Here is a 26,288-nt window from a genome sequence, read left to right as displayed (position 1 = left end):
GCATGCGCTCCGTATTGATTCGAACCCTGCCCCTGCTGCTCGCGGCCGCCCTCCTGGCCGCCTGCGGCCGCGAAGAACCGGATACGGAACAGCTTGGCTTCTACGCCTTCGGCACGCTGGTGGATCTCAGCCTTTACCCGGCCGGCAAATATGACGTGGAGGCGATCGGAACCGCGGTTCAGGAGGAACTGGAAATCCTGCATACCTCCTGGCATGCATGGGAACCCGGGTCACTCGGGCGCACCAACGAGCTACTCGCCCTGCAGGGCGAGTTCAGCGCCCCGCCGTCGGTGCTGCCGCTAATCGAGCACGGCCGCGAGATGGAGACGTTGAGCGACGGCCTGTTCAACCCCGCACTGGGCAAGCTGGTCGCCGCCTGGGGCTTCCATCAGGACGAACCCGGCGGCCCACCCCCGGACGAGGCCACCCTGGCCGAGCTGCTGGACGACCCGCCCCGCATGCAGGACATCGAACGCAACGGCGTACGCCTGCGCGGGACGCACCCGGACCTGCAGCTCGACTTCGGCGGGCTGGCCAAGGGCCTGGCGGTGGAGCGCGTACTGGAGCTGCTGGCGGAACGCGGTGTCGAGGCCGCGATCTTCAACGCCGGCGGCGACCTGATGACCCTGGGCCGCCCCAGCGAACGGCCCTGGCGGGTCGGCATCCGTCATCCACATGGCGGCGTGCTTGGCAGCATCGAACTGGACGCCGGCGAGGCCCTGTTCACCTCCGGCGACTACGAGCGCGGCTACGAGTGGGAAGGCGAGCGCATCCACCACGTCATCGACCCGCGCAGCGGCCACCCGAGCCAGGGAATCGACAGCGCCACAGTGCTCCACCACGATCCGGCGCTGGCCGATGCCGCCGCCACCACGCTGATGATCGCCGGGCCCGACGCCTGGCCGGAGTACGCCCGCAAGATGGGCGTCGAGCAGGCCCTGGTGGTTCTCGGCGACCGCATCGAGGCCACGCCGGCGCTCGCCGAGCGCGTGCAACCCGGCCCCGACCGGGAGCCGTTCGTGGTGCGCGAACTGCCGTGAACCACAGGCTGCTGCGCTGGGGCGACACCCTGATCGGGGCTCTGGCTGCGGGGGTCGTAGTCGCGGCCTTCGTTTTCGCCTACAGCCCTTCGGGAGAGGCCCGGGTACTGATCATCAGCCAGGCCGGGGCCACCCCGCAGCACGAGCCACTGGATCGGGCCCGGGTCCTCGAGATCCACGGTCCGGCCGGGATCACCCACATCGAGATCGAACCGGGCCGGGCCCGCTGCGCCGACTCCCCCGGGCGCCAGAACATCTGCGAGGCCAGCGGCTGGCTGCAGGCCCACGGCGAGGTCGCCGTGAGCCTGCCCAACCGGCTGACCCTCCAGGTCCTCGGCACGGAACCGGGCTTCGACAGCCTGCATTACTGATGCGCCCACGATGACCGGCGCCCCGCAGGCCGGGACCGACACCCGCGACCGCGCGATCGCCGCGCTGGCCGCCATTGCCATCGGGATCCAGATCCTCGAGGCCGCCATCCCCAGCCCGGTCCCGGGCATCAAGCCGGGCCTGGCCAACATCGTCACCCTGATCACCCTGCTGGTCCTCGGCTGGCGCGCGGCCGTCGCGGTCACCCTGATCCGGGTGGTCGGCAGCAGCCTGCTGCTGGGGACCCTGCTGAGCCCGGCATTCTGGCTGTCGCTGGCCGGCGCCCTGGCGAGCCTCGTCCTGCTGGCCGCCCTGCGCCCCTTCGCCCCCCGGCATGTCGGCCCGGTGGGCCTGGCCATCGCCGCCGCGATGGCTCACATCACCGGGCAGTTTCTGCTCGCCTGGGCAATCATCATCCCGCACCCCAACCTGCCGCTGGTGCTACCGCCACTGTTGCTCGCCGCCCTGATCACCGGCGGCCTGACCGGTATACTGACCGCCCACGTACTCGCCGACCCGCGAATCCAGCGCCATGTCCACAACCCCACGCCCAATGATTAGCGCCAGTCCGGCCTGCCCCACGGGCCCCGGGGCCGTGTGCGTCCGCTGTGGGCCGGAGGGGTCATGACGGCGAATACCGCTTCGAACGCCCTCGCCGGACGGCCAGCCGGCACGTCCCCACCGGAGGCGCCCCGCGTACAGGACCACCTGGGGACCATGATCTTCCTCGCGGTGGTCGCGCACGCGCTGATCATCCTGGGGATCGGCTTCGCGGTCGATCCGATCGAGGCACCCACCCGCGAGCCCCTGGACATTACCTGGGTCACCGATCCCGATGCCCCGCCACCAGAACTGGACGACGAGGTCGAGCACATCGCCACCCGCGACCAGGCTGCGAGCGGTGAAGGCGAGGAGGTCCGCGAGGCGCAGGCCCCGGATGCAGAGGATGCCGGCATCGGCGAGCCCGAGCCGGAGGGCCTCGACGCACCCTTGCCGGAGGCCGGCCCGCTGATCATGGACCCGGCGCTCCCGGAGCCCGAGCCGGAACCGGAGCAGGTCACCGCCGACACTCCGGACGAGCGCGCCACGCCCCCCGAGGTCGCCGACCCCGAGCCGCTGGAATCCCCCGATGCCGAGGACCGGCCCTCCGCCGCGACCCTGATGAACCGAGGCCTGGAGAGCGCGCGGGCGGCACCGGCGGAAGAGCGCCAGACATTCTCCACCCGCGCCAGCCGCACCCGCTATCTAGACAGCCTGGCCGCGCGCAGCGCCCCCGAAGCCGCCTATCTGCAGGCCTGGATCAACAAGGTGGAACGCCTGGGCAACGTGAACTATCCGGACGAGGCGCGGCGCCGCGGTCTCTCCGGGACCCTGGTCCTGTCGGTCCGCCTGAACCCGGAGGGCGAACTGATCAACATCGAGGTCGCCCGCAGCTCGGGCGAGCCGGTCCTGGACCAGGCCGCCATCCGCATCGTGGAGCTGGCGGCCCCGTACGCGCCGTTCACCGAGGCGATGCGCGAGGAATACGACGAACTGGTGATTACCCGCACCTGGGCCTTCCGCCGCGACCAGATAGAACAGATCCGCTAGGGAGACACGAATTAACGGCGCCGCACACGGGATCGGGAAAACCGGCCCGGCCTTCCTTGCGACCTGCAGAGTCAGCATCGATACTGGTGGCATGAAGCCGACGCCCGCCCGTCACGAGCCCGACTGCCTGCGCGATCACTTCCTGATCGCCATGCCGAGCCTGAACGATGGCTATTTCAGCCATGCGGTCACCTATATCTGCGATCACGACGAACAAGGTGCGCTGGGCCTGGTCATCAATCAGCCCACCGAGTTCTCCCTGCGCGAGCTGCTGGAACATGTGGAGCTGGAACCCGGCGAGGATCTGCCGGAGATGCCGGTCTATCGCGGCGGCCCGGTGCAGCCGGAACACGGTTTCGTTCTGCACTCCGCCGAGCAGACCTGGCGCGGCAGCCAGCCCATCACCGACTCCATCGTGCTGACCACCTCGCGCGACATCCTCGAGGCGATCAACGCGGGCCAGGGGCCGCGCCGGGTTCTGGTCGCATTGGGGCACGCTGGCTGGGGCCCCGGCCAACTGGAAAGCGAGCTGGCCGATAACGCTTGGCTCACCGCTCGCGCCGACGCGGACATCCTGTTCGATCGCGCCAGCGCCGAGCGCTGGCGCGCCGCCGCGGAACTGATCGGCATCGACGTCAACCTGATCAGTTCGGCCTCCGGCCACGCCTGACGGTGGGACTGCTGGCCTTCGACTACGGGCGGCGCCGCATCGGGGTCGCGGTGGGCGAGGAGATCATGGGCTCGGCCCGCGGCCTGCGCACGCTCACCAGCGATGCGCCCGATCTTTGGCCCGCGATTGACACCCTGGTCGCGGAATGGAGCCCGGAGGGGTTCGTAGTCGGCTGGCCAACCCAGGCCGACGGCAAGCCCACACCACTGGCCCGACGTATCCGCGCCTTTGCCCGCACGCTCGAAGAGCGCTACGGGCAACCGGTATACTGGTGCGACGAGCACCTGACATCTCATCTGGCCCGCGAGCGACGCCGGCCGGGACGCCATGACCCGGGGCTGGACGCCCACGCCGCCGCGGTCATCCTCGAAGGCTGGTTTCTGGAGAATGCATCATGACGACACCGGACGTCCCGACCCTGCTCGACGACATGGCCGAGCAGGCCCGCCACTACCTGAAGACCCACGGGATCGCCGCACCCATCGTGGTCGGCATCCATTCCGGCGGGGTCTGGATCGCGGAGCACCTGCGCGAACGCCTGGGGGTGGAGCGCCCACTGGGCAAGCTGGACATCAGCTTCTACCGCGACGACTTCTCGCGTATAGGCATGCACCCGCAGGTGCGCCCGTCGGAACTGCCGGAAGATCTCGACGGGGAACACGTGCTGCTGGTGGATGACGTCCTGTACTCCGGCCGCACCATCCGCGCGGCGCTGAACGAGCTGTTCGACTATGGCCGCCCGGCCTCGGTGACCCTCGCGGTGCTGGTCGAGCGCGACGGGCGCGAGCTGCCGATCGCGGCGGCGATCGTTGGCGCCCACATGGAGCTCGGCAAGACCGAACAGATCAAGCTGCGCGGCCCCGAGCCACTGCGCCTGGAACGGGTGACGATCGATCCCGAGGACCTGAAGGCCTGACCCGCCGGATGCACAACGGATGACCGAGACCCAGATCGCCCACCCCGGCGCGCGGCTGCCCGAACCGGGCCCGCTGCCCAACCGCCTGCAGCTGACCGATGACGGCCAGCTGCGCCACATGCTGACCATCGAAGGGCTGAACCGGGAGCTCCTGACCGAGATCCTGGACACCGCCGAATCGTTCGCCAACATGAACGAGAAGGCGGTGAAGAAGGTCCCGCTGCTGCGCGGCAAGACCATCGTCAACCTGTTCTTCGAGGCCAGCACCCGCACCCGCACCACCTTCGAGCTGGCCGCCAAGCGCCTGTCCGCCGATGTATTGAACGTGAACATCAACACCTCTTCGGCAGTGAAGGGTGAGAGCCTGCTGGACACCCTGCGCAACATCGAGGCGATGAATGTCGACATGTTCGTCGTGCGCCACGAGGAGAGCGGGGCCGCCCATTTCATCGCTCGCCACGTAGCCCCGGGGATCAGCGTGCTGAACGCTGGCGACGGCCGCCACGCGCACCCGACCCAGGCGCTGCTGGACATGTTCACCATCCGTCGCCACAAGGGCGACTTCACCAAGCTCAAGGTCGCGATCGTCGGCGATATCCTGCATTCGCGGGTCGCGCGCTCGCAGATCCACGCGCTGAACATCCTGCAGACCGGCGAGGTCCGCGTGGTCGCGCCCTGCTCGCTGCTGCCGGCGGATGTCGACCAGCTGGGCGTACACGTCTACAACGACCTCGACGCCGGCCTGAAAGACGTCGATGTGATCATCATGCTGCGCCTGCAGCGCGAGCGCATGGAACACGCCCACCTGCCCTCCGAACACGAGTACTACCAGCTGTTCGGCCTGACCTCGCGGCGGCTTCAACTGGCGCACCCGACCTGCCTGGTCATGCACCCCGGCCCCGCCAACCGCGGGGTGGAGATCGAATCCGCCGTGGCCGACGGACCGCACTCGGTGATCCTCGAACAGGTGACCTACGGGATCTCGGTGCGCATGGCGGTGATGTCCATGGTCATGGGGGCCCACCAGGCATGAGCGTGCTGATCGAGAACGCCCGCATCCTCGATCCGGTGGACGGCTTCGACACGGTCGGGGCGCTGTGCGTGCAGGGCAGCGAGATCCTCGCCCGCGGCCAGATCCCGGACGGCTTCGAGCCGCGCCGGCGCATCGACGGCAGCGGGCTCTGGCTGATCCCCGGCCTGATCGACCTGGCCGCGCGCCTGCGCGAACCGGGCCAGGAACACAAGGCCACCGTCGCCAGCGAGACCCTGGCCGCGGCCCGCGGCGGCATTACCAGCGTAGTCGTCCCGCCGGATACCGAGCCGCCGATCGACTCGCCCGCCGAGATCGAGCTGATCAATCGCCGCGCCCGCCAGGCCTGCGGCGTACGCGTGTACGTACTCGGCGCGCTGACCCATCAGCTGGAGGGCCAGCAGCTGGCCGAGATGGCCGCCCTGATGCAAGCCGGCGCACGCGGAGTCAGCAACGCGAGCAAACCACTGGCCAGCCTGCTGGTACTGCGCCGGGCACTGGAATACGCCACCACCTTCGGGCTGACCATCGTGCTCTCGGCGCAGGACCCGGCCCTCACCGGCTCCGGTTGCATGCACGAGGGCGCAGTCTCCACCCGCCTGGGGCTGGCCGGCATTCCCGAGGCCGCCGAGACCGCGGCGCTGGGCGCCATCCTGGCGCTGGTGGAGCAGACCGGGGCGCGGGTCCACGTGGCCCGGCTGTCGACCCGCCGCGGCGCGGAGATGATCGCCAAGGCGCGTGCCGACGGTCTGCCGGTGAGCGCAGACGTGGCCGCCCACCAGCTGTTCCTGACCGAGGTCGACGTCGCCGAATACGACCCGAACTGCCACGTGATCCCGCCACTACGCGGCCAGCGCGACCGCGACGGCCTGCGCGCGGCCGTCGCGCGCGGCGACATCAGCGCGATCTGCTCCGACCACCAGCCACATGAACCGGATGGCAAGCTGGGCCCATTCGCCAGCACCGAACCCGGCATCTCGGCGCTGGAGACCCTCCTGCCGCTGACGCTGCGCCTGGTCGAGGATGGACTCCTGAGCCTGCACGACGCACTGGCCCGGGTCACCACCGGGCCGGCGGATATCCTCGGCTTTGCCCAGGGACACCTGAGCGCGGGCGCGCGCGCCGACTTCGTGCTGTGGGACCCGACCGCAATGCACGAGGTCCGCCGCAAAGACTGGCTGAGCGCAGGCCACAACACGCCCTTCTTCAACTGGACCTTCGCCGGACAGGTCCGCGAGACCTGGGTCGCCGGGCGCCCGGTCTGGACCCGCCCCGCCGAGGACACCGCATGAGCACGACCCAAACTGCCGACCGGAACCACCGAGGCACGATCTTCCAGGAGGAAGGCCGCATCCTGGACCATCACGACGCAGGGGCGGACCAATGGATCCTGCGGGTCTCCGCGCCCAAATGCGCCCACGCGGCACAGCCCGGGCAGTTTGCCCATCTGCAATGCGCCCCGCGCCTGCTGATGCGCCGCCCGCTGTCGATCCAGCGCGTGGACCGCGAGGCCGGCTGGGTGGAGTTCCTCTACAAGGTGGTCGGTGACGGCACGCGCGCCCTGTCGCAGCAGGCTAAGGGCGATACCCTCAGCGTGCTGGGCCCGATTGGCCAGCCGTTTCGCCTGAATCCGGAACGTCCGAGGCGCCTGCTGCTGGGGGGCGGGGTCGGCATCCCCCCGATGATCTTCCTCGCCCACCGCCTGCATCTTCAGGGCGAGGCGGGAAAGACCCATGCGGTGCTGGGCTCCGAGGTGCCGTTTCCCTTTCATGCCCGCCCGTCGGAGATCCTCTGGTCGGGCCTGCCGGACGGGGCAATCGCGACCCTGCCGCTGCTGGAAGACTGGGGGGTCGCCTGCCGCCTGACCTCCAAGGCCGGGCTGCCGGGCGCCTATGACGGTTTCGTCACGGACCTGGGGCGCGCCTGGCTCGCCGGACTCGCACCCGAGGAGCGCGCCCAAGTGGAAATCTTCGCCTGCGGCCCCCATCCGATGCTCGCCGCCTGTGCCGAACTGGCCGCGGAGTTCGATCTCCCCTGCCAGGTTTCGCTGGAGGAGTTCATGGCCTGCGCGGTAGGCGGCTGTGCCGGCTGCACGGTACCGGTGCGCACTCCGAATGGGGTAGCGATGAAACGGGTCTGCGTGGACGGCCCGGTGTTCGCGGCCGCCGATGTATTCCCGGAGCCGACGAGCGCCTGAAGCAAAATCCCGGAACCGGCTTTGGCAGGGACTTCGCCTGCGAACAGGCTCCTACCGGTCGGGGAGCTTCAACTCTTCTTCGGTCTCGTCGGCGGAGGCGACCCCGCCCCCGAAGTTCAGGCGCCACTCGAGATCGGCGCGCGAATCCGCCTTGTTCAGGGCCTCGTCCAGCATGACGTCGCCGGTCTTGAACAGCTTGACGATCGCCTGATCGAAGGTCTGCATGCCCACGGAGCTCCCCTTGGCCATGATCTCCTTGATCTCGCTGATCTTCTCGTCGCGGATCAGCTCGGAGATGTAAGGCGTGTTGACCAGGATTTCCAGCGCGGCAACGCGTCGCCCGTCCTTGGTCTGCAGCAGGCGCTGGGCGACGATCGCACGCAGGTTCAGTGACAGGTCCGACAGGATCTGCGGGCGGTTGTCCTCGGGGAACAGGTTGATCACTCGATCCAGGGCCTGGGTGGCATTGGTCGCGTGCAGGGTGGTCAGGACCAGGTGCCCGGTATCGGCATAGGTCAGCGCCGCGCGCATGGTCTCGCGCGAGCGGACCTCGCCGACCATGATCACGTCCGGGGCTTCGCGCATGCCCTCCTGCAGGGCGTGGTCGTAGCTGGGGGTATCGATCCCGACCTCGCGTTGACCGACGATAGAACGCTTGTGACTGAACAGAAACTCGATCGGATCCTCGACCGTCAGGATATGCCCACTCTGGTTCGTGTTGCGGTGATCGATCATCGACGCCAGGGTGGTCGACTTCCCGGTGCCGGTGGCCCCGACAATCAGGATCAGCCCGTCGTTGTAGGCCACAAACTGCTTGAGCACCTCGGGCAGCCCGAGCTGCTCGATGGTCGGGATGGAGACCCGGATGAAGCGGATCACCATCGCGACCTCGCCGCGCTGGCGATAGACATTCACGCGAAAGCGCCCCAGGCCCTCACGCGACAGGCCGAAGTTGACGGCCGTCTCGCGCTCGAAGATCTCCGCCTGATGCTCGCTCATCATCTCGCGCGCAATGCTCTCGGCCTGACCGGGCGCCAGCGCCTTGCGCGAGATTGGCTGCAGCGCGCCGTCGACCTTGATACTAGCCGGCGCGCCGGTCAGAAAAAACAGGTCCGAGGCGGCCTTCTGGGCCATCAACTTCAGGTAGGGCTCGATCTGCAACTGGCTCATGTTTTCTGTTTCCCCAACGACTAGCGCAGGTTGAAGTCCTCGGCGCGCTCGTCCACGGACAGGCCCTCGCCCTCATCCGTTACGGCGGGGGCTCCGTCGTCCTGGGCTCGCTGGCTGTCGAGCTTGATGCGCAGGCGCAGGTCGTTCACCGAGTCGGCGTTGCGCAGGGCCTCGTCGTAGCTGATGTGGCGATGCTCGTAGAGGTCGAACAGGGCCTGGTCGAAGGTCTGCATGCCCTGCTCGCGGGAACGGGACATCAGCTCCTTGATCTCGTGCACCTGGCCCTTCAGGATCAGGTCGGCCATCAGCGGGGTGTTGATCAGGATCTCCACCGCCGGCACCCGGCCCTCGCCGCCTTCCTTGCGTACCAGGCGTTGCGAAATCACGGCCTTCAGGTTCAGCGACAGGTCCATCAGGAGCTGTTCGCGCCGGTCCTCGGGGAAGAAGTTAATGATGCGGTCCAGTGCCTGGTTGGTGCTGTTCGCATGCAGCGTGGACAGGCACAGATGCCCGGTCTCCGCGAAGGCGACGCCGTAGTCCATGGTCTCGCGGTCGCGGATCTCGCCGATCAGGATCACGTCCGGCGCCTGGCGCAGGGTGTTCTTCAGCGCGATCTCGTAGCTCTCGGTGTCCACCCCGACTTCACGCTGAGTGACGATGCTCATCGCGTGCTCGTGAACGAACTCGATAGGGTCCTCGATGGTGACGATGTGGTCGGCTGTCGTGCGGTTGCGATAGCCGATCATGGCCGCCAGCGAGGTCGACTTGCCCGAGCCGGTGCCGCCGACAAAGATCACCAGGCCACGACGCTCCTGGGTAATCTTCTCCAGCTGCGGCGGCATCTGGATGTCCTCGAACTTCGGGATCACGGAATTGATGGTTCGCAGCACCATGCCCGGGCTGCCACGCTGGGTGAAGACGTTTACGCGAAAACGCGACACGCCCTGCAAGCCAATCGCGAAGTTGCACTCCTGGTGGCGCTCGAACTCGGCCGACTGCTTGTCGTTCATCATCGAGCGAACCAGTGCCTGGGTATGCGAGGGCGTCAGGTTCTGTTCGGTCATCCGCACCACGCGACCGTCGATCTTCGCCGCCGGCGGCATGCTCACCGTGATGAACAGATCCGACCCGCCCCGGTCCACCAGGGCCCGTAGCAGGTCGTGCATGTACTTGATCGCCTTGTCACGATCCATGGCGTTCTCCCTTGGTACCCGGTCCGACGGTCAAGCGCATCGGCGGCGTGGTGGTCAGATGGAATCCGGGTTGCTGGCCTTGCGGCGGGCGTCCTCGCGGCTGATCACGCCCTGCGCGAGCATGTCCTTCAGGCACTGGTCCAGCGTCTGCATGCCGGAGCCGGAACTGGTCTGGATGGTCGAGTACATCTGCGCGATCTTGTTTTCGCGGATGAGGTTCCGGATCGCCGGCGTGCCGAGCATGATCTCGTGCGCCGCGACGCGCCCGCCGCCAATCTTCTTCATCAGGGTCTGCGCGATGACCGCACGCAGCGACTCCGACAGCATGGCCCGCACCATATCCTTCTCGGCCGCCGGGAACACGTCGACGATGCGGTCGATCGTCTTGGCCGCCGAACTGGTGTGCAGGGTGCCGAACACCAGGTGACCGGTTTCGGCCGCGGTCAGGGCCAGGCGAATGGTCTCGAGATCACGCAGTTCGCCGACCAGGATGGTGTCCGGGTCCTCGCGCAGGGCCGAGCGCAGGGCCTCGCTGAAGCCGTGGGTGTCGCGGTGTACCTCGCGCTGGTTGATCAGGGACTTCTTCGATTCGTGCACGAACTCGATCGGGTCCTCGATGGTGAGAATATGCCCGTAGTCGTTTTCGTTGCGGTGGTTGACCATGCCCGCCAGCGTGGTGGACTTGCCCGAACCGGTCGGGCCGGTCACCAGCACGATACCGCGCGGATAGTCCGAGATCTCCTCGAAGATGCGCGGGGCACCCAGCTCTTCCAGGGTCAGGACCTTGGAGGGGATGGTACGGAAGACCGCCGCTGCGCCCCGGTCCTGGTTAAAGGCGTTGACACGAAAACGCGCCAGCCCCGAGATTTCGAACGAAAAGTCTGTCTCCAGGAACTCCTCGTAGTCCTTGCGCTGGCGGTCGTTCATGATGTCGTAGATCAGGCCCTGGACCTCCTTGTGGTCCATGACCGGCACGTTCACCCGGCGCATGTCGCCGTCGATACGTACCATCGGCGGCATGCCCGCGGAGATGTGCAGGTCCGAGGCCCCGTTCTTGACCGAAAAGGCCAGCAACTGCGTGATATCCATGCATCCCCCTGTTGTCGGGCGTAAGGCCGACCCGCGCCAACGCCCTGGTGGCAGCCACGACCACCACCCCCTGTCGCTTATGAAGGCCCGCGCGAAAATCCGCGGTGACCTTGTGTTCTTCCGGACTATATCATAGGGAAATGACCACACCAGACCATGCCCTGAGCACCGTTCGAGCCCGTATCGAGGCCGCCTGCCGCGAGGCCGGACGCGACCCGGATTCGGTCCGTCTATTGGCCGTCAGCAAGACCCGCGGTGCGGACGAGATCCGTGCCCTGCATGCGCTGGGACAGTCCGCCTTCGGCGAGAATTACGCCCCGGAGCTGGTGGACAAGTACGACACCCTGGAGGCCGCACCCGCGCCACTCGGCCTCGAGTGGCACTTCATCGGCGCGCTGCAAGGCAACAAGACCCGCGCGGTGGCCGAACGCGCCGCCTGGGTGCATACCGTCGACCGCGAGCGGATCGCCCGGCGCCTGTCGGATCAGCGTCCGGAGGGCATGCCGCCGCTGCAGGTATGCCTGCAGGTCAACATCAGCGAGGAACCGCAAAAGGCCGGCGTCGCACCCGGGGAGGTCGCCGCCCTGGCCGCCGCAGTGCAGGACCTGCCCGGCCTCGCGTTGCGCGGACTGATGGCCATTCCGGCCACCGCCGACGACACCCCGCTACAGCGGGAACCCTTCGCGCGCCTGCGCGCCCTGCGCGATACCCTGAACGCAGGGGGCCATTCGCTGGATACGCTGTCCATGGGGATGTCGGGCGATCTCGAGGCCGCCATTCTCGAGGGGGCAACCATCGTGCGCATCGGCACCGCCCTGTTCGGCCCGCGCCAATCCAAACCAAAGGAATCCACATGACGGAACACCGCTTCGAGGTCGGCTTCGTCGGGGCCGGCAACATGGGCGAGGCCCTGCTTCAGGGACTGGTCCAGTCCGGCCATGCCGCCGAACGCATCGCCATCGCCGACAAGGGCGCCGAGCGCGTACGCGATTTGCAGGCGCGATACCCGGGGCTCGCCAGTGGTAGCGCCACCGAACTGGCGGCCCAGAGCGCCACCCTGGTGCTTGCGGTGAAGCCACAGACCCTGCCGGAGCTAGCCCCGACGCTGCGCGATGCGGTGCAGCAGGGTCAACCGCTGGTGATCTCGGTAGCCGCGGGCACCACCACCACCCAGCTGGCCGGGTGGCTGGGCGACGCCACGCGCCTGGTCCGCGCGATGCCGAACACCCCGGCCCTGGTCGGCGCCGGGGTCACCGGACTCTACGCCGCCCCCACCGCAAGCCCCGAGGATCGCGCCACGGCCACCCGGCTGCTGGAGGCGGTGGGCCGCGCGATCTGGGTGGAGGACGAAGAGCAGATGCACGCCGTGACCGCCACCTCCGGCAGCGGACCGGCCTACGTCTTCCTGATGATCGAGGCGATGCAGGAGGCCGCGAAGTCACTGGGGCTGCCGGCGGATACCGCACTGGAACTGACCCTGGGCACCCTGGCCGGGGCCACCCGTCTGGCCGCAGAGGGCGACGAGAGCGCCGCGGAGCTGCGCCATCGCGTCACCTCCCCGGGCGGCACCACCGAACGCGCCCTGCAGGTCCTGGAAGACGGCGACCTGCGCGACCTGATGCGCCGCGCCATGACCGCAGCCGCCGAACGCTCGCGCGAACTCGGGCGTTGAAACCCTGAGCCCCCACGAAACGCACGAAGGAAGGGCCGCCCAAGAGCGGTTGGTGGTGGGGCAATCAGCGCAGTTCGGCCAGCAGCTGGCGGATCATGCGCTCGGCCTGGGGGCCATAGCCGCCGCCGAACAGGTGGTCGTGATTGAGGATGTGGTAGAGGTTGTAGAGTGTGCGCCGCACGCCATAGCCGGGGTCGATGGGCAGGATCTCCTCGTAGGCGGCGACGAAGTCCTGGCCCGGGTGACCGAACAGTTCCATCATCGCCAGGTCGGCCTCGCGGTCGCCGTAGTACACCGCCGGATCGAAGATCGTCACGCTGCCATCCGCCAGGAACCCCCAGTTGCCGCTCCACAGGTCGCCGTGCAGCAGGGAGGGTACCGGCTGATAGTCGCTAAAGAAGCCGCCCAGCGAGGACTCCAGCTCCTCCAGCGCCCCCAGTAGCGATCCCGCCGCCCCACGCTCCCGCGCCAGCCGACGCTGGAAGCCCAGACGTTCATCACGGTAGAACGCCGCCCAGTCGTCGTGCTCGGTATTCGGTTGCGGCGTACTGCCAATGAAATTGTCGTGATCCAGCCCGAAGCGCGGACGGGTCTTCTGGTGCATGTCGGCAATCCCGTGCCCCAGAGCCACCCCGTCGCGGGGGCCGCCCAGCGCCAGGTTCTCCAGCACCAGAAAGTGCGTGCCGCCCGCCGATCCGGTGCCGACGACAGCGGGGATTTTCAGGCGTTCGCAGCGCGCGAGTTCTTCCAGGCCGCGCGCCTCGGCCGCGAACATCGCAGCGCCGTCGCCCCCACTCAGCTTGACGAAGAACGCCCGCCCGTCGCTTCCGGTGAAACGCTGCGCCTGATTGATGGAGCCCCCGGAACAGGCCTGGCTTCCTGTTGGGTCGAAGGGCGTTCCGGTATGGTCGGCAATACACTGGGCCACCGCAGCCGTCACGGCATCGGGGCCCGTTGGATCGAATTGGTTCATCCTTGGCATCCGGGTTCCATGTCAGTGTGCAGGTTACCGGCTGTCGCAGGATCCGTCAGGAGACCCCCATGGCCTTTCGCAAGCTCGAACCTCTGTGCGACAAGATCGGCGCCGAGCGCATCCGCGCGGTGATCGACGACTTTTACCGCCGCCTGTCGGCCGACCCCCAGATCGGCCATCACTTCGAGCGCATCCAGGACTTTCCGGATCACGTGAAGCGCATCGCCGATTTCTGGTACATGAACCTGGGCGGGCGCCTGGAACAGCCGCCGACCATCGACATGGTCGGCAAGCACGCACCGCTGAACCTGACCGAGGCCGACCTGGCCGTCTGGATGCGCCACTTCAAGGCCACCACCGAGGAGCACCTGGAGCCACCTCTGGCGGCCGAATGGCAGCAATTGGCCGACGGCATCGCCAGCCGCATGCGCGAGGACATCATCCGCGGCTGACCCGCCTTTGTTTGCACGACGAAGCACACGAAGGCACGAAGAAGGGCCAGGTCAAGCACGGTTCAGAGGAAGCCGGGAGCATTGTGGCATGGCGACGGGCGAGCCCCGTGCCTGGAGCCTTTGCGATCGCCGTTGGCGATGCCCTGCGGCGAGGGCCCGTGGCGGATGTCCGTCACCAAATCGGCTCCTGACAGGCCGTCGCGCCAGGGGTCGGCAGAGGCCTCGGCCCTCCGGGCGATCGGCCGCCTGCCGCTCTTCAAGCCTTCCGGTTGCAAACCGCCCTTGGCCTTCTTCGTGGCTTTGTGCGCTTCGCGGCGGGCAGACTAGCAGGCGTTGTCGGTATAACCCGGGGCGTCGCAGAAGGCACGGCTGAGGGTGATGCCCGCCTCGCCAGGCAGTGTGGCCAGGTGGCGTTCGCGGCTCGCGGCGAGGCCATCCTGCGGCGTGACCGGATACAGCAGGGTGGCCAGCGACGGCGGCTCCTGCCCCAGGCGGACCGCGTACAGGATGCGGTAGGCAAACACACGGCGGATGTAGTCGCGGGTCTCGGAGAACGGGATCAGTTCGGCCCAGATATCCGGATCCATCGCGCGGTCCTCCGGCAGCCAGGAACTCACGCGGTGGGCGCCGGCATTGTAGGCCGCGGAGGACAGCATGCTGTGGCCTCCGAAACGGTCGAGATTGCGCCGCAGGTAGTAGGTGCCAAGCCGGGCATTGGTCGCCGGGTCGAGGATGTCCCAGTCGGAGTTCACGCGCACACCCGCCGCCGAGGCGATCGACCGCCCCGTCGCGGGCATGACCTGCATGATACCCAGCGCCCCGGCACCGGAACGGACGTCGTAGAGGAAGGCACTCTCCTGGCGTGCGATCGCCATGGCCCAGGCCGGATCGATGCCCTGTTCGCGGGCGCCGGCCACGATCAGGTCATCAAAGGCGAGCGGGAAGCGCAGCTCGATGTCGTCCCAGTTGCGGGCGCGCGCCGCGGTGAAGATCGCGCGATCGTGCCAGCCCCAGTCGGCGAAGGTGCGCGCCGCCCCCTCCAGCTCTGCGGTATCCATGGCGGCCACCGCGTGCGTCCATTCGCGGCGGGCCTCGGCGTTACGGTCCAGGCGGACCAGTTCGCGCATGCGCTGCATGCCGGCGTGCGTGCGCATGGCGGCACGCTGCCCGTCTTCCAGCACCAGGGGCTGATGCCCGATGCGATAGGGCTGCCCCAGGCGGTCGGCCGCCAGGAAGCCGTAGAAGTTGCGTTCGCGGGCCGCGCGCTCGTAGAAGCCGCGTGCGGCCTCCAGCGACTCGATCTGCTCCAGAGCGCGGGCATACCAGTACTGCCACGCCGCCTCGTCGCGCACGTCGCGATCCATGGCGCGGATCGCGTCCATCACCACCTCCCAGTCGCGCTCGTACAATGCCGCGCGCACCTGCCACTGGCGCAACTGGGTGTCGAACACCTCGGGCTCCAGGGCCGCCATGAAGTCCAGCGCCTCGGGGCGATAGCGCAGCGCGAGGCGCAGAGCCAGGGCGTGCTGCACGCGCCCGGCCGATTCGGAAGACAGGCCGAGATCACGCCCGTCCTTCTCCCAGCCTTCCAGGGCGGCATCCAGGTCCTGGCGGATCCAGCGGGTGAAGGCCCGCTCCATCAGCGCCTCCGCCGAGCGGTGAGCGCCGGCGTCGAAGTCGGCCTCCACAACCCGTGCGGGCTGGCTGGCCAGATCCAGCCAGCGCTCCGCCCACGGGCGGTCATCGCGGTCAAGGTAGCGGCGCAAGTAACGAGCCAGACCCGTCTGTCCCGCCTCGACGGCCAGCACGAAGCGATCCCAGGCGAGTTCACCGGTCAGCCCCCCGGCATCGCGCCAGGCCTTCAGGGCCGGATCGCAGGCCGAAGGGCGCGACTGCCCGTGCAGCCAGATGGACTCCACGTCCTCCAGGGCCGCATCGGGCTCCCCCGTCTCCAACAGCGCCTGGCGGCGATTGCAGTCCTGCTCGACGGACAGCGAACGGTCCGAATCGAGGAATTCGAGATACGCCCCCCACTGCTCTTCGCGCGCGAGATGCGTCAGATAGCTCCCGTGCAGCCGGGCTGCCAGCGGGGTGTCGTCATGCTCGCGTACAAAGCGGCGCACGGCATCCGGGTCGGCGCGATTGAGATTGCGCGCCAGATCGCGGTAATCCAGGTAAGGGGTCAGCGGGTAGCCGGTCAGGGTGCTGCGCGCGGCGCGGTAGGCCGTCATGTCGCCGCGGTTCAGGGCGCGCTCGGCGAGCAGGTACAGGCTGCGCTCGAAGACATAAAGGTCTTCTTCGCCAGCGGCCGCGGGCAGCGCCGCGGCCAGGACCAGCAACAGGCCGGCCAGCCCGGCGATTACGTTCCTGGATTGGAGCATGTCCCGCCCTCGTATCAATGGTTTCCTATCATCGGCCTGCACCGGGACGCTTGCAATGAGGATCCTCCAGTTTCGCGCGACGCGGGCGGCAGTTCCGGCATTCCGGGGCTTCAAGGGCTCCTTAACCCGTCTCCAGGGTGCGAAACTCGCCCCGCGCGAGACCATCGAGGGTCCAGGAGTCGACCCGGTAACGCACCAGGCGCAGGGTCGGGTGACCCACCGCCGCGGTCATTCGACGAACCTGGCGGTTGCGCCCCTCGCGCAGGGTGAGCGCCAGCCAGCGGGTCGGGATATGGCGCCGAAAACGCACGGGTGGGTCGCGCTCCGGGATGTCCGGCGGGTCCATGCGTTCCACCTGCGCCGGTCGGGTCAGGCCATCCTTCAACTCGACACCCTCGCGCAGGGCATGCAACGCGGCATCGTCGGGTTCGCCCTCGACTTGAACCCAGTAGGTCTTGCTGGTCTTGTGCTGTGGCTGGGTCAGACGCGCGTTCAGACGCCCATCGTCGGTCAGGACCAGCAGGCCCTCGCTGTCACGGTCCAGACGACCGGCCGGATAGACGCCGGGGATCGCGATGTAGTCGGCCAGTGTCGGACGACCCTCGGGGTCGGTGAACTGGGGCAGCACGCCCCAGGGCTTGTGGAACAATACGACCCGGGCCATAACCAGTGCCTCAGTCGCAGCGCAGGGTGACGCGTTCGGCAAAGTGCTGGCCGAGGTCGTAATCCACGCTGGCGCCATAGTCCAGCGCCAGCGCGCGCGCCACCAGCGCCGGATCCGGGCGCGGCCGTTCGAGCCGGGCCTGACAGGTCGCATCCACCAGTCCGGACGCATCAAGAATCTCCGTGCCATGCGGGTCCTGATGCAGGATCTCGATGAAATACGTCGGGTCGTAGACCCGGTAGGCCAGCGGCTCGTCGGTCGGATCGACCGGTTGCTCCAGCTCCAGCCGGAAGCGGAAGTGCAGCAGCCCCGCGTCCATGGCCATCCGGGGATCGGCGGCGGCCGCGATCCCGAGCGCCTCTCCAGCCACCTCCAGGTGGCTGTACCAGCGGTACTCGTCCAGATTGTCGAGGATCTCGGTGGCAAGCCCCTGCAGGCGCGCCTCCGGCGTATCGCCGGACTGATGCTCCTGGGCATCGTCGTACAGGTACTGCCCGTAGGTCGGGTCGAAGCGCCAGTGATGGAGCATATGGGTGATCTGCCCCTCGCCGTCGCGCTCGAAGCTGATCCGCAGGTCGATCCAGGCATGCGGGTGCGCCTGAACGCCGGCCGGCAGAAGCACGAGCGCGGCCAGCACCACGCCGCCCAGGATGTGCAGGCGGCGCATCATGCCGTCTGCCTCGTATCCGTCAGGCCCCAGGCGCCGGCGGCGGCCAGGAGCGGGGCGTGGTAGGCGGGGGCAACACCCAGGTCGTGCAGCCAGGCGGACGCGTCCGGATCGGGGCCCGTCGGATGCAATTCTCCGGGCGCTGGCAGATCCGGGATACGGTCGGCGAGGCCGGTCAGCCGGCGCGAGCGGCGCAGCCGGTCGGCCTGCCCGGCGATGGCCGCGGCTACGGCGGGCGCGCGACGGATGTTGCAGCGGGTGACGGCCGGCGGGTCGGCCAGGACCGTGTCGAGGTCGCGCAACCGGCGCAGGATACGCGCGGCCGTCTTCGGTCCGACCCCGTCGATTCCGGGAATGTTGTCGCTGGCATCCCCGGCCAGGGCCAGCATGTCCGCGACTTGCTCGGGGCGGATGCGAAAGCGCTTCTCGATGGCGCGACGATCCATGTCGACCCCGCGTTCCGGGTCGTGCAGGCGGTCCTGCCCGCCCAGGATCACCTGGGTCAGATCCTTGTCGGCACTCTTCACGTCGATGCGATAGCCGGCCGCGCGCCCGGCGCGGGCCAGGCTCGCGATCAGGTCGTCGGCCTCGTACTCCGCGTCGGCCAGAGTCGCAAACCCCAGCCGGCCCAGCAGTTCGCGGATGCGCGCGAACTGCTCGCGCAGCTCCGGCGGGGCCGGCGGGCGATGGGCCTTGTAGGCAGGGTCAATGCGGTGACGAAAACCCCGGCGCAGGCCGGTGTCGAAACAAAAGGCCACCGGACCCGGCGCGCAGGCCGGCAACCACTGGCAGAGCGAGTGCACCAGACCGTGCAGCGCACCGCCCGGCCGGCCCTGCGGATCCAGGTCCAGGCCACGCGCGAACCAGGCGCGAAAGACAAAGATGCTGCTGTCGACCAGGGTCAGGGTCGGCAACCGCGCATCCGGCACTGGGCCGGCGTCAGGCGAGGCGTTCAAGGTCCTTCCGTACCCCGGCGATGGACTGGTCGAAGGCGGCGCGTTCCTCGGCATTCAGTTCCAGCTCGATGGCACGCTCCATCCCGCCCTGACCGAGGATGCAGGGCACGCCCATGGCCACGTCGCGCTCGCCGTATTCGCCGTCCAGCAGGGCCACGGTCGGCAGCACCCGCCGCCGATCCAGCGCGATCGCCTCGACCATCTCGGCGATGGCCGCCGCCGGGGCGCCGTAGGCGCTGGAGGTCTGCTTCAGGGCCAGGATCTCGGCACCGCCGTGCCGGGTTCGCTCGACGATGTTGTCCAGCGTGGCCTGATCCATGAAGTGATCCAGCGGCACACCGTTGATGGACGAATAGCGCAGCATCGGGACCATGGCATCGCCATGGCCGCCCAGCACCAGCGCCTGGATGTCGTGGGTGGACAGACCGGTCTCCAGCGCGATGAAGGCCGCCATGCGCGAGGTATCCAGCACCCCGGCCTGGCCGAAGATACGGTCGCGGCTCCAGCCGGTCTTCTGCCAGGCGCGGTAGGTCAGCACATCCACCGGGTTGGAGACCACCAGGATCCGGCTCTGCGGGGCATGAACCAGGATGTCCTGCAGGATCACGTCGAGGATTTCGACGTTCTTGTCCAGCACGTCGGAGCGCGACATGCCTGGCTTGCGCGGCAACCCGGCAGTGATGATCACCAGCTCCGCTCCAGCGATCACCGACGCCTCGTGGCTACCGGTCAGCCGGGTATCGAAACGCAGCAGTGGCGCGGTCTCCTGGATATCCAGGGCGGCACCGGCCGCCGCGCCCTCGCGCACGTCCAGCAGCGCGATCTCGCGGGCGATGTCGCGGCGGGCCAGAAACTGGGCGGTGGATTCGCCGACGCGTCCGGCGCCGACAATGGCGATCTTCTGCATGCGCTGCTCCTCCTACAGGACTGGGGTTACAGGCGGGCGACCCCGCTGTCGCGGGCGGCCTGACTGATCGCCTGCGGCACGGTGTCGATCAGACGCGGATCGAACGGGGTCGGCAGGATGTAGTTCGGGCCGAATTCGAGCGTCTCCAGCCCGTAGGCATCCAGCACCACCTGCGGCACCGGCTCGCGGGCCAGTCCGGCCAGGGCGTGCACCGCGGCCACCAGCATCTCGTCATTGATCGTCCGGGCGCGCACATCCAGCGCGCCGCGGAAGATGAACGGGAAGCCGAGCACGTTGTTCACCTGGTTCGGGTAGTCCGAGCGCCCGGTGGCCATGATCAGGTCGTCGCGGGTTGCGTGCGCCAGCTCCGGACGGATCTCCGGGTCCGGGTTGGACAGGGCGAAGACAATCGGCTTCGGCGCCATGGACCGCAGCATCTCCGCGGTCAGCAGGTCCGGGCCGGACAGCCCAATGAACACGTCGGCACCGGCACAGGCATCGGCCAGGCTGCGCGCGTCGGTGTCCACCGCGAAGATCTGCTTGTATTCGTTCAGGTCATCGCGCTGGCTGTGGATCACACCCTTGCGATCCACCATGAACAGATTCTTCTTCGCCGCGCCCAGGCGGACCAGCAGCTGCATGGACGCGATCCCCGCAGCCCCTGCGCCGACACAGACGATCTTCGCCTCGCTCAGCTTCTTGCCCTGGATCTCCAGCGCATTGACCAGGCCGGCCGCGGTGATGATCGCGGTGCCGTGCTGATCGTCGTGAAAGACCGGGATATCCAGGCGTTCGGACAGGCGGCGCTCGATCTCGAAGCAGTGCGGCGCAGCAATATCTTCCAGATTGATGCCACCAAAGCCGCCGGCAATGCGCGCGACCGTGTTGATGAAGTCCTCCGGCTGCGCGGCGTCCACCTCGATATCGAACACGTCGATATTGGCGAAGGCCTTGAACAGTACGCCCTTGCCCTCCATCACCGGTTTGGACGCGAGCGCACCCACGTTACCCAGCCCCAGCACCGCGGTGCCATCGGTAATCACTGCGACCAGGTTGCCCTTGCCGGTGTAGCGATAGGCCAGCTCCGGGTCCTCGGCAATCGCCCGCACCGGCGCGGCGACGCCCGGCGAGTAGGCCAGCGACAGATCATCCTGGGTGGCGGTGGGTTTGGTGATGTGGATCGCCAGCTTCCCGGCCGGCTGCTGCTCGTGGTATTCCAGCGCGCGCTGGTTGAAATCCTTGGACATGGTGTAGCGAGGCCTTTTGTCGGACGGTTGCTTAGAAACAGGTGCAGGCCCGGTGCGGTAGGCCCGCACCGGAAACAAAATCAGTTGACTGGGTGGGTAGGGACAGACCCGCGCCGGGCCTCGTCATACAAAGGGCGGTACTGGTCGGCCAGACGGGTGAGTTCGCGCTGGCGCGAAGCCGGTGCCGGGTGAGTGCTCAGGAATTCCGGCTGACCGCCATTGGCCTGGGCAGCCATCTTGCGCCACAGGCTGGCTGCGGCATCCGGGTTGTACCCGGCACGCGCCGCCAGCTCGATACCGATGCGGTCGGCCTCGGATTCCATGCCCCGGCTGTGCGGGAGCTGCACGGCAAGCACGGCCCCCAGTGCCGCCCCGGTCAGGGCCACCTGCGAACGGTCGCCGGAGAGGGCGTAACCCGTCAGGGCCAGATTGCTGGCCAGCGCGACCGACATCTTTTCCGCCGTATGCGCCGACAGCGCGTGGGCAATCTCATGCCCGATGATCTGCGCGAGCTCGTCATCGGTCAGCTCCAGCTGTTCGATGATGCCCGAGTAAATCGCCATCTTGCCGCCCGCCATGGCGAAGGCGTTGACGGTATCCGGCGCCTCGATCACCGCGATCTCCCAGTCCCAGTCCGCGGTCTCGGGACGGTATTTGACCGCCTGCGCAACCACCTTTTCGGTGATGCCCTGCACCCGCGCGGTCATCGCAGGATCGGCATTGATGCGACCCTCCTCGCGCGCCGGAGCCAGCATCTCGACGTAGGCGCTGCGCGACGCATCGATCGCCTGATTCTCGGAAACCAGCATCAGCTGCGAGCGTCCGGTCACCGGATTGGTGGTACAACCGGGGATCGCCACGGCCAGGCCGGCGGCGACCAGAACCGTCAGGAACAGAGAGGCCAGACGACCGCGAGCGGTCCGCCAGGACTTGGAAAGAGCACGCATTATTCCGGTACCTCTAGATCGAGCGGATGGCGTATGCGCATCCGGAGTCGGTCTCTCCAAGGATACACCTGACCGCGCACAATCACCGCCTCGCCGTTCAAGGTATCGGGCTGGAGATCGGGCCAGTGATCGCGGTCACGCCCGCGAATCAGGACGTCCAGCGGCCCGTCCAGCTCCAGCACCCAGTGACGCGACGTCTCGCGCACGGCCACCACCTCGCCCTGCACCCGCAGCCGGCCCTGGCGCGGGGCACCGGAACGCGGGTCCAGCATCCGGACCGGCAGGGCGGCCGGGCGCTCCAACCACAAACCCCGCTCCCCTGCCCGTGCTTCGACCTCGGCCACGTAGAAGCAGGTATCCAGGGCGGCCGGCTGCGGCCCGGGGCGCGGCATCGCTTCGCCGGCGGCAATCAATTCGGCCGCCAGCAACGGCCCGCCGGGCAGCCAGGCATGCATGCGCAGGCGCCCTTCGGCGTCCCGGGCGGGACGGCCCGGGCGCAGGATCAGCCGCTGATCGACCGCGTCCAGCCGGGCGGCCAGTGCCTCGCGCAGCCCCTCGTGAAGATGCAGGGGTCGCATCGGGCCGGCCCTCTCCGGCAGCGGCGCGGCCGGGGCCAGACCAATCACCTGAACGGTCCGCCCATCGGTCAACCGCAGACTATCGAAGCCCTGGACGCGCTCCACCTCGACCTCCTGAAGCCCACGCGGATCCTGATCCGCCAGCCGGCACTCGGCCCGGGCCGCAGTGGCCAGCAGCACCAGGGCCAAGCCCACAACGCAGACGAGGGCGCCACGCAGGACGCCCTCGTCGGGTCGGACAACGCCCGCCGCAGCAGTCACGTGTCCGTTCGCGTTGCGCGCCATCCGGCGCGCCGCAGCCTCAGAATGCGAAGCGGCGGTTGAACTTGTCGACCTGGCCGGCGGTATCAACGATCTTCTGCTTGCCGGTGTAGAACGGATGGCATTGCGAGCACACGTCCAGGTGCATCTCCTCGCCGGAGAGCGTGGAGCGGGTCTCGAACTGCGTACCGCAGCTGCAGATAACCTTGACGTTGTGGTAGTTCGGATGGATGTCGGCTTTCATGGTCGGCTCACGCAGGTTCTGGCGAAAAGTCCGATAGCATAGCGGTGCTACCCGCCCGAGCGCAAGACCAGGTTGCGACAGCAAGTGCAGAGCGCGTTTCAACTCCGGGTGACAACTGCCTGAATGACTGGGTGGTTTTACCCGTCCGGACAACCTGTGGATAACTTTGTGGACGAATTGTCGCGCCCGGAACGGAATCCACCGGAAACGTCAAGGCGGCGGCGCCGGATCCCGGCAAAGATATCACGCAAGCAACTGGTTTTTAGGCCATTTAATACCGACCCATCAGTCCGGTGTGTTGCCACGGGCCACCCCCTTGAGCCTCGAGCACCATCGCCAGGTGCTGTGCATAAGGGCCGCCGTATCTTCCTCATTGCCCCGCGTTTTCCGGGGCAATCGTGGTGTAGATGGCCGAATAATCCGCATCGGCCAGGCCCTGCTCGCGCGCCCGATCCAGCAGATCCGCCAGCAGCGGCAGCCACGGCCCCACCAGGTGGGCATCCTCCACCGCGCGTTCGGTCAGGCGCACATCCTTCAGCAAGTGCTTGACCGGAAAGTTGGCGGTACCGAAGTCACCGGAGACCATCTTGCCAAGCTTCTTGTCGAAGGTCGGGGCATACAGGGCACTGTCGCGCAGGATCTCCATGAAGGTATCCACCTCCACCCCCTCGCGCCGCACCAGCCCCAGGCTCAAGGAAAACGCCGCGGTGAGACTCGCGATCAGCTGGTTGAAGGCCAGCTTCAGCGCCGCCCCCTGCCCGACCGAACCGACATGCCGGGGTGTCTCGCCCAGAGCCGCCAGTACCGGCTGGGCCCGGGCAAAGTCGGCCTCGCGGTCGGCGCCCGCCATGATCAGCAGACGGCCATCCCGGGCCTCGGGGATGGAACCCAGCACCGGCGCCTCCAGGTAGCAGGCGCCGGCGCCCCGCACCCGTTCCGCCAGGGCCCGGCTCTCGGCCGGCAGGATGGTCGCCATCTGGATCACGCAGCGACCATCCAGCGCACCCGCCGGCAGGGCATCCAGCACGGCATGGATGGCCGCGGCATCACTGAGCATTAGCACCAGCACGTCCGCCTCCGCGACAGCCGCGGCGGGCGAACTGTGAACGGTGACCCCCTCGGCCGCCAGATCGCTCGCTCGCGCGACCGTGCGGTTGTAGGCCACCACGGGAAATCCGGCCTGCAAAAGACGCAGGCCCATGGGTTGCCCCATGAGCCCGCATCCCAGCAGCGCCACTCGGGACGCAGCCATCGTTACCCCCTACTTGATCTTGTCGTCGAGATCTTCCGTATACCCCAACAGGGTATGCGGCGGCGGGGCCTCCTTCTGGTACTTGCTCGGGGTGACCGCTTCGGTCTGATGCAGGCTCTTCCACAGGCCGAACACCATGATCAGCATGATGACCGAGAACGGCAGCCCGACACTGATCGCGGCCGCCTGCAACGCGGCCAGACCGCCCGCCAACAGCAGGATGGACGCGACAACCCCTTCGAGGATGGCCCAGTACACGCGCTGGGTGACGGTCGGGTTGCGCACATCACCGGAGGCCAGGGTGTCGATCACCAGCGAGCCGGAGTCCGAGGAGGTCACGAAGAAGGTGACGATCAGCACCGTCGCCGCCGCCATCACAGCCACGGACAGCCAATCCCACAGCGGCATGGCCTGGAGGGTCACGAACAGCGCGGTGGACATGTTCTCCGACACGGCGCCAGTCAGGTCGACCACACCCTCGAGCTCGTAGCTCATCGCAGTGCCGCCGAACACGGCCAGCCAGACGAAGGCCGCGGCGGTCGGGGCCAGCAGCACGCCGGCGACGAACTCGCGAATGGTGCGGCCACGGGAGACCCGCGCAATGAACATGCCGACATACGGGGCCCAGGAGATCCACCAGCCCCAGTAGAAGATGGTCCAGGAGGTCGCCCAGCCGGAATCCTCGATCGTGTCGGCCCACAGGCTCATCTCGGGCAGGAACTGAACGTAGACGCCGGTGCTCTCCACCAGGAGGCGGAGGATGAACAGGGTCGGACCCATGACCAGCAGCAGCGCGATCAGGATCACCGCCAGACCGATATTGAAGTTCGACAGGCGCTTGATGCCCTTGTCGACGCCCAGCGCGACCGAGCCCACCGCGATCAGGGTAATGATCGCGACCAGCACGATCTGCATGGAGGTGGATTCCTCGATCCCGAACACGAAGTTCAGGCCCGAGTTGATCTGCATGACGCCCAGGCCCAGCGAGGTCGCCACGCCAAACATGGTGCCGAACAGCGCCACCACGTCCACCAGATGCCCCCAGGGGCCATAGATCCGGTCACCGATGAAGGGGTACAGCGAGGAACGGATCAGCAGCGGGAGATTGTGGCGGTAGGCGTAATACGCCAACGACAGGCCGACGACAATATAGATCGCCCAGGCATGCAGCCCCCAGTGGAAGAAGGTATAGCGCATCGCCTCGACAGCCGCCGCGCCGGTCTCGCCCTCGGCGTGCGGTGGGCTGAGGTAGTGGTACATCGGCTCGGCGATGCTCCAGAACAGCAGCCCGATCCCCATACCCGCGGAGAACAGCATCGCGAACCACGCGGTGTAGCTAAAGCGCGGGGCCTCGAACTGATCACCCAGGCGCACCCCACCGTAACGGCTGAACATCAGGTACAGGGAGAAGACCAGGAACACGGTGACGACCAGCATGTAGTACCAGCCGAGATACTCCCCGATGCCGCTTTGCAGCTGGGCAAAGACCGCTTCGGCGGTGTCCGGGAAGATCGCCCCGAACAGCACGAACAGTGCGATCACGATGCTGGCGGTGTAGAAGACCGGGCTGCAGATCACGCCAAAGCCGCCGAGGCGGGTTTGCGTCAGACCGGGGGTGGACTGCTCATCCATTCGGTTTCCCCTTGTATTCTTGTGGCGAACGCGGGCCGGCGCGGGCTTGCTCCGAACGTGCTCCGGGAGCCGCACAGGATCACGCCCGTTGGGCGTTGCCGCAGTAGGTGGGACAAAGCCACCGTAGCGAAAGACTACTCCGACTGCAAAAACGTGAAGGGCTTCGCACCCGGCGTCATATCCTGCGCCAT

28 protein-coding genes are annotated in these 26,288 nt (G+C 67.8%); 13 read left to right on the top strand and 15 right to left on the bottom strand.

Annotation, left to right across the window (positions count from 1 at the left end; translation table 11 throughout):
- The first annotated feature begins 2 nt into the window (after positions 1-2).
- From D579_RS0102400 to D579_RS0102355, 10 genes are all read left to right on the top strand, one after another.
- Positions 3-1,040 carry an FAD:protein FMN transferase gene (locus tag D579_RS0102400; RefSeq protein ID WP_018950998.1) on the top strand — a complete coding sequence of 346 codons (1,038 nt, stop codon included), beginning with the start codon at positions 3-5 and terminating at the stop codon, positions 1,038-1,040.
- Positions 1,037-1,411, top strand: coding sequence for a NusG domain II-containing protein (locus D579_RS0102395; protein WP_018937388.1), 375 nt, complete (start codon positions 1,037-1,039; stop codon positions 1,409-1,411). Before D579_RS0102400 ends, D579_RS0102395 begins: the two co-directional genes overlap by 4 nt.
- Before the next feature lie 10 nt (positions 1,412-1,421).
- A complete protein-coding gene (locus tag D579_RS0102390) occupies positions 1,422-1,970 on the top strand; it encodes a Gx transporter family protein (RefSeq protein WP_018937389.1) in 549 nt (182 codons plus the stop codon).
- A 156-nt stretch (positions 1,971-2,126) separates the two neighbouring features.
- On the top strand, positions 2,127-2,999 hold the full coding sequence (locus tag D579_RS0102385; protein WP_018950997.1) for an energy transducer TonB: 873 nt from the start codon (positions 2,127-2,129) through the stop codon (positions 2,997-2,999).
- 91 nt (positions 3,000-3,090) lie between these two features.
- Positions 3,091-3,669, top strand: a complete 579-nt coding sequence (locus tag D579_RS0102380) for a YqgE/AlgH family protein (RefSeq protein WP_018937391.1) — start codon at positions 3,091-3,093, stop codon at positions 3,667-3,669.
- A 2-nt stretch (positions 3,670-3,671) separates the two neighbouring features.
- Entirely contained in the window at positions 3,672-4,067 is a 396-nt protein-coding gene (gene ruvX, locus D579_RS0102375; protein WP_018950996.1) for a Holliday junction resolvase RuvX, read from the top strand.
- Positions 4,064-4,585 carry a bifunctional pyr operon transcriptional regulator/uracil phosphoribosyltransferase PyrR gene (pyrR, locus tag D579_RS0102370; RefSeq protein ID WP_018145120.1) on the top strand — a complete coding sequence of 174 codons (522 nt, stop codon included), beginning with the start codon at positions 4,064-4,066 and terminating at the stop codon, positions 4,583-4,585. Before ruvX ends, pyrR begins: the two co-directional genes overlap by 4 nt.
- Before the next feature lie 19 nt (positions 4,586-4,604).
- Positions 4,605-5,618 carry an aspartate carbamoyltransferase catalytic subunit gene (locus D579_RS0102365; protein ID WP_018145119.1) on the top strand — a complete coding sequence of 338 codons (1,014 nt, stop codon included), beginning with the start codon at positions 4,605-4,607 and terminating at the stop codon, positions 5,616-5,618.
- Complete coding sequence (locus D579_RS0102360) at positions 5,615-6,907, top strand: dihydroorotase (protein WP_018950995.1); 1,293 nt, start codon at positions 5,615-5,617, stop codon at positions 6,905-6,907. The genes D579_RS0102365 and D579_RS0102360 overlap by 4 nt, the downstream gene beginning before the upstream one ends.
- The gene (locus D579_RS0102355; RefSeq protein WP_018950994.1) at positions 6,904-7,812 is read left to right on the top strand and encodes a dihydroorotate dehydrogenase electron transfer subunit; all 909 of its coding nucleotides are present in this window, start codon (positions 6,904-6,906) and stop codon (positions 7,810-7,812) included. Before D579_RS0102360 ends, D579_RS0102355 begins: the two co-directional genes overlap by 4 nt.
- Positions 7,813-7,863: 51 nt before the next feature.
- Here the strand turns inward: D579_RS0102355 and D579_RS0102350 are convergent, their stop codons facing one another.
- The 3 genes from D579_RS0102350 to D579_RS0102340 are packed head-to-tail and all read right to left on the bottom strand — an operon-like array spanning position 7,864 to position 11,264.
- Complete coding sequence (locus tag D579_RS0102350; RefSeq protein ID WP_018950993.1) at positions 7,864-8,982, bottom strand: PilT/PilU family type 4a pilus ATPase; 1,119 nt, start codon at positions 8,980-8,982, stop codon at positions 7,864-7,866.
- Between the two features lie 20 nt (positions 8,983-9,002).
- A complete protein-coding gene (locus tag D579_RS0102345) occupies positions 9,003-10,175 on the bottom strand; it encodes a PilT/PilU family type 4a pilus ATPase (protein ID WP_018950992.1) in 1,173 nt (390 codons plus the stop codon).
- Between the two features lie 54 nt (positions 10,176-10,229).
- Positions 10,230-11,264 (bottom strand): type IV pilus twitching motility protein PilT, encoded by a 1,035-nt coding sequence (locus D579_RS0102340; RefSeq protein WP_018145114.1) that lies wholly within the window; start codon positions 11,262-11,264, stop codon positions 10,230-10,232.
- A 140-nt stretch (positions 11,265-11,404) separates the two neighbouring features.
- Here D579_RS0102340 and D579_RS0102335 point away from each other — a divergent pair, with 140 nt between their 5' ends.
- Together D579_RS0102335 and proC are read left to right on the top strand one after the other, a co-directional pair.
- On the top strand, positions 11,405-12,121 hold the full coding sequence (locus D579_RS0102335) for a YggS family pyridoxal phosphate-dependent enzyme (protein WP_018950991.1): 717 nt from the start codon (positions 11,405-11,407) through the stop codon (positions 12,119-12,121).
- Positions 12,118-12,936 carry a pyrroline-5-carboxylate reductase gene (gene proC / locus D579_RS0102330; RefSeq protein WP_018168929.1) on the top strand — a complete coding sequence of 273 codons (819 nt, stop codon included), beginning with the start codon at positions 12,118-12,120 and terminating at the stop codon, positions 12,934-12,936. Before D579_RS0102335 ends, proC begins: the two co-directional genes overlap by 4 nt.
- A 64-nt stretch (positions 12,937-13,000) precedes the next feature.
- Here the strand turns inward: proC and D579_RS0102325 are convergent, their stop codons facing one another.
- Positions 13,001-13,909 (bottom strand): fructosamine kinase family protein, encoded by a 909-nt coding sequence (locus D579_RS0102325; RefSeq protein ID WP_018950990.1) that lies wholly within the window; start codon positions 13,907-13,909, stop codon positions 13,001-13,003.
- Positions 13,910-13,977: 68 nt separating this feature from the next.
- On the opposite strand from D579_RS0102325, the gene D579_RS0102320 reads away from it, so the two are divergent.
- Positions 13,978-14,361, top strand: a complete 384-nt coding sequence (locus D579_RS0102320) for a group III truncated hemoglobin (RefSeq protein ID WP_018950989.1) — start codon at positions 13,978-13,980, stop codon at positions 14,359-14,361.
- A gap of 323 nt (positions 14,362-14,684) precedes the next feature.
- Here D579_RS0102320 and D579_RS0102315 read toward each other — a convergent pair whose 3' ends face one another.
- The 11 genes from D579_RS0102315 to D579_RS0102265 form a co-directional block, all read right to left on the bottom strand.
- The gene (locus D579_RS0102315) at positions 14,685-16,742 is read right to left on the bottom strand and encodes a transglycosylase SLT domain-containing protein (RefSeq protein ID WP_018950988.1); all 2,058 of its coding nucleotides are present in this window, start codon (positions 16,740-16,742) and stop codon (positions 14,685-14,687) included.
- A gap of 121 nt (positions 16,743-16,863) precedes the next feature.
- A complete protein-coding gene (locus D579_RS0102310; RefSeq protein WP_018168925.1) occupies positions 16,864-17,406 on the bottom strand; it encodes a pseudouridine synthase in 543 nt (180 codons plus the stop codon).
- 10 nt (positions 17,407-17,416) lie between these two features.
- Positions 17,417-18,076, bottom strand: a complete 660-nt coding sequence (locus D579_RS0102305) for a DUF1007 family protein (RefSeq protein WP_018950987.1) — start codon at positions 18,074-18,076, stop codon at positions 17,417-17,419.
- Positions 18,073-19,029 carry a 5'-3' exonuclease H3TH domain-containing protein gene (locus D579_RS0102300; RefSeq protein WP_196800937.1) on the bottom strand — a complete coding sequence of 319 codons (957 nt, stop codon included), beginning with the start codon at positions 19,027-19,029 and terminating at the stop codon, positions 18,073-18,075. Before D579_RS0102300 ends, D579_RS0102305 begins: the two co-directional genes overlap by 4 nt.
- On the bottom strand, positions 19,013-19,936 hold the full coding sequence (gene mdh, locus D579_RS0102295) for a malate dehydrogenase (protein WP_018950985.1): 924 nt from the start codon (positions 19,934-19,936) through the stop codon (positions 19,013-19,015). Before mdh ends, D579_RS0102300 begins: the two co-directional genes overlap by 17 nt.
- A gap of 26 nt (positions 19,937-19,962) precedes the next feature.
- Positions 19,963-21,183, bottom strand: a complete 1,221-nt coding sequence (locus tag D579_RS0102290; protein ID WP_018168921.1) for a malic enzyme-like NAD(P)-binding protein — start codon at positions 21,181-21,183, stop codon at positions 19,963-19,965.
- 80 nt (positions 21,184-21,263) lie between these two features.
- Positions 21,264-22,130, bottom strand: a complete 867-nt coding sequence (locus D579_RS0102285; protein ID WP_018168920.1) for a M48 family metallopeptidase — start codon at positions 22,128-22,130, stop codon at positions 21,264-21,266.
- Positions 22,130-22,993, bottom strand: a complete 864-nt coding sequence (locus tag D579_RS0102280; protein ID WP_018950984.1) for a thermonuclease family protein — start codon at positions 22,991-22,993, stop codon at positions 22,130-22,132. Before D579_RS0102280 ends, D579_RS0102285 begins: the two co-directional genes overlap by 1 nt.
- Positions 22,994-23,009: 16 nt before the next feature.
- Positions 23,010-23,213 carry a 50S ribosomal protein L31 gene (gene rpmE, locus D579_RS0102275; protein WP_018145101.1) on the bottom strand — a complete coding sequence of 68 codons (204 nt, stop codon included), beginning with the start codon at positions 23,211-23,213 and terminating at the stop codon, positions 23,010-23,012.
- A 370-nt stretch (positions 23,214-23,583) separates the two neighbouring features.
- Positions 23,584-24,465, bottom strand: coding sequence for an NAD(P)-dependent oxidoreductase (locus D579_RS0102270; protein WP_081618715.1), 882 nt, complete (start codon positions 24,463-24,465; stop codon positions 23,584-23,586).
- 9 nt (positions 24,466-24,474) lie between these two features.
- On the bottom strand, positions 24,475-26,097 hold the full coding sequence (locus D579_RS0102265) for a BCCT family transporter (RefSeq protein WP_018950983.1): 1,623 nt from the start codon (positions 26,095-26,097) through the stop codon (positions 24,475-24,477).
- Positions 26,098-26,288: the final 191 nt, after the last annotated feature.

The organism is Thioalkalivibrio sp. AKL12 (genome assembly GCF_000377925.1).
GTDB classification, from domain to species: Bacteria; Pseudomonadota; Gammaproteobacteria; order Ectothiorhodospirales; family Ectothiorhodospiraceae; genus Thioalkalivibrio; species Thioalkalivibrio versutus.
The sequence above is the reverse complement of the archived record's forward strand: the minus strand, read 5'-3'. Positions and strand labels throughout refer to the sequence as shown.

Excerpts from the sequence above, each read along its gene's own strand:
- D579_RS0102345 (WP_018950992.1), bottom strand. The coding sequence starts at position 10,175 with ATGGATCGTGACAAGGCGATCAAGTACATGCACGACCTGCTACGGGCC.
- D579_RS0102340 (WP_018145114.1), bottom strand. The coding sequence starts at position 11,264 with ATGGATATCACGCAGTTGCTGGCCTTTTCGGTCAAGAACGGGGCCTCG.
- D579_RS0102335 (WP_018950991.1), top strand. The coding sequence starts at position 11,405 with ATGACCACACCAGACCATGCCCTGAGCACCGTTCGAGCCCGTATCGAG.
- D579_RS0102385 (WP_018950997.1), top strand. The coding sequence starts at position 2,127 with ATGATCTTCCTCGCGGTGGTCGCGCACGCGCTGATCATCCTGGGGATC.
- D579_RS0102320 (WP_018950989.1), top strand. The coding sequence starts at position 13,978 with ATGGCCTTTCGCAAGCTCGAACCTCTGTGCGACAAGATCGGCGCCGAG.
- proC (WP_018168929.1), top strand. The coding sequence starts at position 12,118 with ATGACGGAACACCGCTTCGAGGTCGGCTTCGTCGGGGCCGGCAACATG.
- D579_RS0102365 (WP_018145119.1), top strand. The coding sequence starts at position 4,605 with ATGACCGAGACCCAGATCGCCCACCCCGGCGCGCGGCTGCCCGAACCG.
- rpmE (WP_018145101.1), bottom strand. The coding sequence starts at position 23,213 with ATGAAAGCCGACATCCATCCGAACTACCACAACGTCAAGGTTATCTGC.
- D579_RS0102325 (WP_018950990.1), bottom strand. The coding sequence starts at position 13,909 with ATGAACCAATTCGATCCAACGGGCCCCGATGCCGTGACGGCTGCGGTG.
- D579_RS0102290 (WP_018168921.1), bottom strand. The coding sequence starts at position 21,183 with ATGTCCAAGGATTTCAACCAGCGCGCGCTGGAATACCACGAGCAGCAG.
- D579_RS0102350 (WP_018950993.1), bottom strand. The coding sequence starts at position 8,982 with ATGAGCCAGTTGCAGATCGAGCCCTACCTGAAGTTGATGGCCCAGAAG.
- D579_RS0102315 (WP_018950988.1), bottom strand. The coding sequence starts at position 16,742 with ATGCTCCAATCCAGGAACGTAATCGCCGGGCTGGCCGGCCTGTTGCTG.
- D579_RS0102380 (WP_018937391.1), top strand. The coding sequence starts at position 3,091 with ATGAAGCCGACGCCCGCCCGTCACGAGCCCGACTGCCTGCGCGATCAC.
- D579_RS0102280 (WP_018950984.1), bottom strand. The coding sequence starts at position 22,993 with ATGGCGCGCAACGCGAACGGACACGTGACTGCTGCGGCGGGCGTTGTC.
- D579_RS0102265 (WP_018950983.1), bottom strand. The coding sequence starts at position 26,097 with ATGGATGAGCAGTCCACCCCCGGTCTGACGCAAACCCGCCTCGGCGGC.
- D579_RS0102400 (WP_018950998.1), top strand. The coding sequence starts at position 3 with ATGCGCTCCGTATTGATTCGAACCCTGCCCCTGCTGCTCGCGGCCGCC.
- D579_RS0102355 (WP_018950994.1), top strand. The coding sequence starts at position 6,904 with ATGAGCACGACCCAAACTGCCGACCGGAACCACCGAGGCACGATCTTC.
- D579_RS0102390 (WP_018937389.1), top strand. The coding sequence starts at position 1,422 with ATGACCGGCGCCCCGCAGGCCGGGACCGACACCCGCGACCGCGCGATC.
- D579_RS0102360 (WP_018950995.1), top strand. The coding sequence starts at position 5,615 with ATGAGCGTGCTGATCGAGAACGCCCGCATCCTCGATCCGGTGGACGGC.
- D579_RS0102305 (WP_018950987.1), bottom strand. The coding sequence starts at position 18,076 with ATGATGCGCCGCCTGCACATCCTGGGCGGCGTGGTGCTGGCCGCGCTC.
- mdh (WP_018950985.1), bottom strand. The coding sequence starts at position 19,936 with ATGCAGAAGATCGCCATTGTCGGCGCCGGACGCGTCGGCGAATCCACC.
- D579_RS0102270 (WP_081618715.1), bottom strand. The coding sequence starts at position 24,465 with ATGGCTGCGTCCCGAGTGGCGCTGCTGGGATGCGGGCTCATGGGGCAA.
- pyrR (WP_018145120.1), top strand. The coding sequence starts at position 4,064 with ATGACGACACCGGACGTCCCGACCCTGCTCGACGACATGGCCGAGCAG.
- D579_RS0102310 (WP_018168925.1), bottom strand. The coding sequence starts at position 17,406 with ATGGCCCGGGTCGTATTGTTCCACAAGCCCTGGGGCGTGCTGCCCCAG.
- D579_RS0102285 (WP_018168920.1), bottom strand. The coding sequence starts at position 22,130 with ATGCGTGCTCTTTCCAAGTCCTGGCGGACCGCTCGCGGTCGTCTGGCC.